The organism is Novipirellula artificiosorum (genome assembly GCF_007860135.1).
In the GTDB taxonomy this organism is placed as follows: Bacteria; Planctomycetota; Planctomycetia; order Pirellulales; family Pirellulaceae; genus Novipirellula_A; species Novipirellula_A artificiosorum.
In genome coordinates this window covers 1-6197 of the sequence record NZ_SJPV01000047.1, presented here as the reverse complement: position 1 = coordinate 6197, position 6197 = coordinate 1, and the positions used below count along the sequence as shown (strand labels likewise).

5 protein-coding genes are annotated in these 6197 nt (G+C 54.1%); 4 read left to right on the top strand and 1 reads right to left on the bottom strand.

Translation table 11 applies throughout. From position 1 onward, the window contains the following. The 3 genes from Poly41_RS33580 to Poly41_RS33570 all read left to right on the top strand — a co-directional run. Positions 1 to 2476, top strand: a 2476-nt coding sequence (locus Poly41_RS33580; protein WP_315853755.1) for a TonB-dependent receptor, incomplete at its 5' end; no start/stop codon positions are given. Positions 2477 to 2831: 355 nt separating this feature from the next. Further along, entirely contained in the window at positions 2832 to 3311 is a 480-nt protein-coding gene (locus Poly41_RS33575) for an Hcp family type VI secretion system effector (RefSeq protein ID WP_146531744.1), read from the top strand. Between the two features lie 182 nt (positions 3312 to 3493). Continuing rightward, a complete protein-coding gene (locus Poly41_RS33570; protein ID WP_146531743.1) occupies positions 3494 to 4360 on the top strand; it encodes a hypothetical protein in 867 nt (288 codons plus the stop codon). A 6-nt stretch (positions 4361 to 4366) separates the two neighbouring features. Here the strand turns inward: Poly41_RS33570 and Poly41_RS33565 are convergent, their stop codons facing one another. Next, positions 4367 to 4894, bottom strand: coding sequence for a hypothetical protein (locus Poly41_RS33565; protein ID WP_146531742.1), 528 nt, complete (start codon positions 4892 to 4894; stop codon positions 4367 to 4369). Between the two features lie 133 nt (positions 4895 to 5027). On the opposite strand from Poly41_RS33565, the gene Poly41_RS33560 reads away from it, so the two are divergent. Then, positions 5028 to 5870 carry a hypothetical protein gene (locus tag Poly41_RS33560; RefSeq protein WP_146531741.1) on the top strand — a complete coding sequence of 281 codons (843 nt, stop codon included), beginning with the start codon at positions 5028 to 5030 and terminating at the stop codon, positions 5868 to 5870. Positions 5871 to 6197: the final 327 nt, after the last annotated feature.

Below are 6197 nucleotides of genomic sequence, written 5' to 3'. Positions count from 1 at the left end.
AGTTGGTCGGGGGGCCGCTGCAATGCATCGCTATTTATGGGTCACTGTATTCGTTTTGAATCCGCTGCTCACACTGTGTTGGCTTCCTACGAGTGCCTCGGAGCCCGGCGGCGGTGTGCTCCGCATCGGCCATTGGCTCGAGCCAGATCAAGGTCCCGAAATCTTGCTGGTTCAAGGACTCGAGAGCACCTCGAGCGAAGCGATTCAGCCAGCCGATGCCTCGGGCGTCTCAAGTCGGTCGCTGAGCAGCACGACCGGATCGCTCGACCTCGGTGCGAAATTGGATCTGTTCGAGAGCCAGAAACCCGACATCGCAACGTTGAAGACCACCAGCCTCAACACACCGGCTGAGGTGGAAGCGGTGGAGCGGGTGACCGGGCCGCTGGAAACCGGAGTCGTGGAAACAGCCCCGTTGAGTCTTGTTTCCGCCAGCACGTTCAGTTTGGTCAATAACCCCGACGTGGCCGAAGCGATCATCGAAACCAGTTCCGCTCCCTCGGTGCGCGCTCGACGACGAAGTCCAATTTCGCTCGAACCCCGAATCCGTGGCTACGTCAATGGTCAAATCTACACCCTGTTTGACGGTGCCTACATTGGCCCGGTCCGCAATGACTTGGACGGCGTGCTCAGCAAAGTGGACCAATCGCTGATCGCCAGCGCGCAAGTCATCAGCGGGCCCTATGGTCTACGCTACGGCAGTGGTTTTTCGTTCCTGAACATCGATTCCGCGCCAACGCCCCGCTACGAAGATGGGCGTGAGCATCATTTGCGACTTGGCACCCACGTCCGAACCAACGGTGGCCAAACCTACAATACCGCTACCCTGCTCGGGGGCGGCGAAAAAGGTGGCTACTATGCGAATGTGGGCTATCGAAAAGGCAGTGACTACGAGGCAGGCGATGGCTTGGATATCCCCTCCAGCTACGAGGCGTTCAATCTGTTCTCGGCGATCGGGCGAGACATTGATGACGCCACACGCTGGGAAACCAAATTTAGCTTTATGGATCAAGGCGAAACCGAATATGCGGCGCAGTTCTTTGACGTCGACGCCCTGAACCACTATGGCATCAGCCATAGCATCATCCACCGAGACGAAATGACCGGTTTCGGCTATCAAATTGACGGTTGGTATTCCGAGACCCAGTTTGATGGCGATACGGACCACGTTGGAAAACGGAAAGCGGATTTCCCCGTGTTGCAACGCGTGGACACGGCACTGGCAGCCACAACGGCAACCCCACTCGACGATGACGCGGAATTCTACGGCAATGTCGATGGGAGCATTCGCTTGGCCGGTGTACGTGGCGGATTCAAACAAGAGTACGACGAAACGACATCGATCGCTGCCGGAGCCGACTTTCGCTATGTGCGTCAACGTATCGTTGAAGGGTATGATCTCAGCCAGTTCGATATTCCCGATCCCACGTTCGACACCGGGTTGCCCGTTGCCGAGATCTTCGATCCAGGACTCTACACGGAGTTTTCTTACGGTGTGACACGTCGCTGGAACATCGCGGGTGGTTCTCGTATCGCATTTGCGTCGACTCAAGCCGATGGCAGCACGTTGTCGGAACGATCGAACTTTAAGGATCCTGCGACCGGCGAAGTGAATCAGGATTTAAGCGTTTCGGACATGCTGTTGTCCTTCTACCTGACCAACGACTACGAATTGAATAGCGTGTGGCAAACTCGTTTTGGCTTCGGCTACGCGGAACGGTTGCCCGATTTGACCGACCGCTACAGCGACGGGCTGTTTCTGGCGACGATCCAAAGCGGTTTTAGCCGTGTGATCGGAACGCCAGATCTAAAGAAAGAGCGCAACTGGCAAATCGACGCCCGACTTGATGGCGAATACGAAAACGTTCGCGGTCGCTTTAGCGCCTTTCACGCATGGATCCATGACTACATTACCTATGCTGCCAACCCGGTCACGGATCCACTCGGCGCACGCTTGCTGAAGACGCTCAACACCGATTACGCCACGTTGGCCGGTTTTGAAGGCTACGGAGAAGTCGATTTGCTGACGGGATTCCAAGCCTTTGGCAGTTTGGCCTATCTCGACGGGCGCGACCGTGAAATCCACCAGCCCCTTTCCGGAATCTCTCCGTTGGAGGCTCGATTAGGCGTTCGTCTGACCGATTCCGGTCCCGAGAACGCGTATGGTTTAGAGTGGGGATGGCGCATCGTTGACAACCAAGATCGGCTTGGGACGCTTCGGCCGGTACCGGCATCGGGTTCCACGGTCCCGATTCCCTTAGAGACCGACACTCCTGGGTTCGCGACCTCGTACTTACGCGGTTACCTGCGCCCTCGCGACCATGTCAACATCACCGCAGGCATCGAGAATCTGTTCGATCGAAACTACTACGAACATCTGAATTTGAGGTTACCCGCCGATCCGGCCAACGACTTCGCCCAGACCATCGTTCTGTCGCCGGGCATCACCCCGTACATCGGCGTCGAAGTCGAATACTAGCCGAGATGATTCGTTGGAGTGGTAGGCTTTAGCCGATTGCGTTCTGGATCCTTGCTGAATCGGCTAAAGCCTACGACTCCAACGTGCGCAGTCTGTTTTTCACTCGACCGCTTTCTTGGCTAGCTGCCCCACGCGATCATCTTGAGCGCTGCAAACGCTGAACCAAGACGATGATCGTGGTGGGGGACTCGCGTGGCATCTGAATTTCTCCGACATGAAGTAAGTCGTTTGAGAAAAGAATTTTTGCTTTTTTCGCAACTTCTTCACTCACAGCACGAGAACAGTACCATGACTGACGCGGTGAACAGACCGCGAGATTTGTCCACTTTCCCGTTTCCACACAAGGAGAACAAAAATGGCTGCTTACATCAAATTCGATGGCGTTGATGGCGAATGCCAGGACAAAGACCACAAAAAATGGAGTGATCTGCTGTCGTTTAGCCAGGGGATCCACAAGCCTGGCGGGAGTGCCACCGGTGCCACACGTCGTCGCGGCGACACGATCTTGGAAGACCTCCAGTGTGTCAAGGAACTGGACAAGTCCAGCCCGAAAATTGCCGAAGCGGTATGCAAGGGTAAAGTTTTCCCGAAGGTCGAGATCGATCTCACCGCATCCTACACCGATGCCGGTCGAGTGACCTACTATCGCTACGAACTGAAGAACGTCTCGGTGACGAGTTACCAGATCGGCGGTGCTGGTCAGGCCGACGACGTCCCAACCGAGAACTTCTCGTTGAACTTCGAGGAAATTAAGGTGACCTACACTGAAAACGACAGTGCCGGGAAGAGGAAAGGCAACGTCGAGTACAGCTGGAAGGTCGAGGAAGGAGAGTAGCCCTTTCCGCGTGATGGGGCCACGATGTGAGGCGGGGCGAAGCCAGGCTGGGATGAGGCCAAGCCTAGTCCCGGCACAGCGGTTCGACAGCGGTTGTTGCAGCGTTTAGAATGGGGAGCGAGTTCTTTCTTGGGGCGGGAGGCTGCTCCCCTCATTTTCTCGAACGCCTACTGAGTGAAACGATGTCGAAGTGCCAATGGACCCCGTTTGTGATTGCCAGCATGCTGTTTGCAGTCATATTGTCGCCTGTCGTGGCCCAGGACACCAGCGACAAGCAAACATCGGAGGCGGAAGAATCGCTTCTTGGTACTTGGACGATCGAAAGCGGACCAAAGAATTGGATCCCGAAACTCGAGGTGACGCGTGTTGACGATCAGCTCGAGTTTCAGTTCTGGGGAAAAGGGTCTGAGGACAACGAACCGTTCGGCCCGGCGCAGTCGCTGCATCTTCTCTCTCTGTATGGAGAAGTGCAAACCCAGGAAGCGATCGCCTTTTCGTCTTTCAAACACAAGAATGGCGTCATCCATTTCATCGCCGCCATCGAAGAGGGGCTGTTGGTTTTGCAGAGCGTGAAGATTGTGGAAAGCTCGGCAGGCCCTTCGAATCAGTTCTTTATTAGTACCTACACCAAATCGAGCGCACCGAAACAGCCGAATCCCGAGACAACCAAATCAACGGCTGAAGATGCTGACGAAAAGATGGCGGCTGCCGATGATGCAGCGTCAGAATCCAAAACGGGTCAGTCCGATGCGAAGCCATCTGGCAAACGAGGCACGATCAGCGGACGCATTGAAACCGCCAGTACGATGCGAGGCACTCTGACGCTCGATCCGTTGCCGGAGGAACTCCAACCTGCCAACGAAATCGAAGTCGGATCGGCGAGTCCGCAGTTTCGGTTTACGAATGTCCCCGATGGCCAATACTCTCTCTCCTTCCGAGGAACCATCAACGGCATCACCAAGAACCTTGCCTGGAAGTCACTAAAAGTAGACGTAACAGGAAAACAAACGCCGGCCACGCTTTTGCTGCGAGCAGCCGAAGCAAACTGAACTGGTTTAGCCATCACGAAGCATTTTGCAACGAATATCGTCTTGGCCATAGCAGATCAGCAGCTTCGCATGCGGCGAAGCGGATTCGCAGTACAAACGCTCGACCGCCGCAATCTGGCTCGGCCAACTATAAACAAAGTAAACGTCGGCCTTGATGATTCGTTGTAAATAGTCGTCGCATTCGATGCGAGCCTCTAAATCAAATCGGTTCAGTAGTTTCCGCGATGCGTCCGCGAGTTCTGGGGAAAGCTCGATTCCGATCGCGTCAAAACCAAGGAGATTGGCCAATCCGGTGGCCAGCCCGAAGCCGCTACCCCATTCGCAGAACCTTCCTCGAGGCAATGCGTCTAACTTGCTCCACAACATTTCGTAATTGCTAGGAACGAAGTCGAAAACGTTGACCGTATCAAAGCGATCGCGGCCAGCGTCTAAGAATTGCCGAGCGAGCGATGTGAGTTCGCGTCCCGTACCAGCTAGTTCCACTTCACGGAGCAGTCCGTCTTCTGCGTTCGGTTGATTGGATGGCGACAACATGACGAATTGGCTCCTTGGGTCGGCAAACGTATCGATTCCGATTTGACCTGCATGCTTTGTAACCTACGCTTCAGCAACCACTGTCAAGTGTAGAGTGGTGTTTAGTGATCAACAATCCAGTCGGAGCAGCGTGGTGATTTCCAGTATTCGAACTCAAATCGGTGGTGTTTTCCTCACAATTCTTCTAACCGGTCCTACGGCGTCGGCGGGCATTCACTGCCAGCGCTGCCGCGACACCGGAATGTGCGAAGAGATGGTGGCGGTGACGGTGACCGAAATGAAGACGGTTGAAGAAACTTGTTATCGCGACGAACAGCAGGTAAAAACGGTCTTGGTCCCCAAAGTGATCCAAGTTGAAAAGCAAGTTCCTTACGAATATACCGCTTGGGTTCGCGTCAAGAAGGAAGACCCGCAAGAATTGGAGATCAAGACGCCCAAGTTTCGCTGGGTCGATCAAAAATACACAATCACCGTTCCTGGCAAAGACACCGTTACGAAGATCCGCAAGCGGACCGAAATGGTTCCGACGATCGAAATGTGTACCGTTACCGAGGACCACGGCTACTTTGAAACCAAAATGGTAGCCACCAAAACGTGTGGTGGATGTCTTTGCACGGAAAAGAAGGTTTGGTGCCCTTGCCCCGTTGAAGTCTTGAAGGAAAAGACGGTGATGAAACCGGTCACGATCGAAGAACCGTATACGTGCGAAGTCGATATCTGCGTACCGATTGAAAAGACACGCCGAGTGAAAGAGTATTTCACGAAGACGGAAAAGAAGGTCGTCAAGAATCCTTACACGACGCTTGAACCGCGCAAGCGAACGAAGATGGTCACGGCGTTCGTTCCTGAGACGGTTCACGAAGAAAAAACGGAAATCTGCACCATCAAGGTGCCCTACACCGTGTTTCGTGAAGTCCCCTGCCAAGTGACTCGGATGGTTCCCAAGCAACAAGCTTGTTCGTGCCAATCCCACTAACCCAGATTCTTCGTTGGAGTGGTAGGCTTTAGCCGATTGCGTGCTGGATGCTTGCTGAATCGGCTAAAGCCTACCACTCCAACGTGCGCAGTCTGTTTTTGACTCAATCGATGGAAGCTGACTGCATACAAAGGGTTACGGGGAATAGGTTTGGACCGATGAATAATCCGGCTTAGCATCGCGGGATCAATAACGAACGTAGATGGGGATGAAATGCTCGCTGCAGAGTAAAACCAAGTGATATCTAACTTCCCCTGATTTCACTCGGAGCAACGAGCAATGTCGAAAATAACCTATCACGTCGGACTGGACTATCACCAACACAGC

Coding starts and splice junctions, on each gene's coding strand:
- Poly41_RS33575 (WP_146531744.1), top strand. CDS start 2,832: ATGGCTGCTTACATCAAATTCGATGGCGTTGATGGCGAATGCCAGGAC.
- Poly41_RS33570 (WP_146531743.1), top strand. CDS start 3,494: ATGTCGAAGTGCCAATGGACCCCGTTTGTGATTGCCAGCATGCTGTTT.
- Poly41_RS33565 (WP_146531742.1), bottom strand. CDS start 4,894: ATGTTGTCGCCATCCAATCAACCGAACGCAGAAGACGGACTGCTCCGT.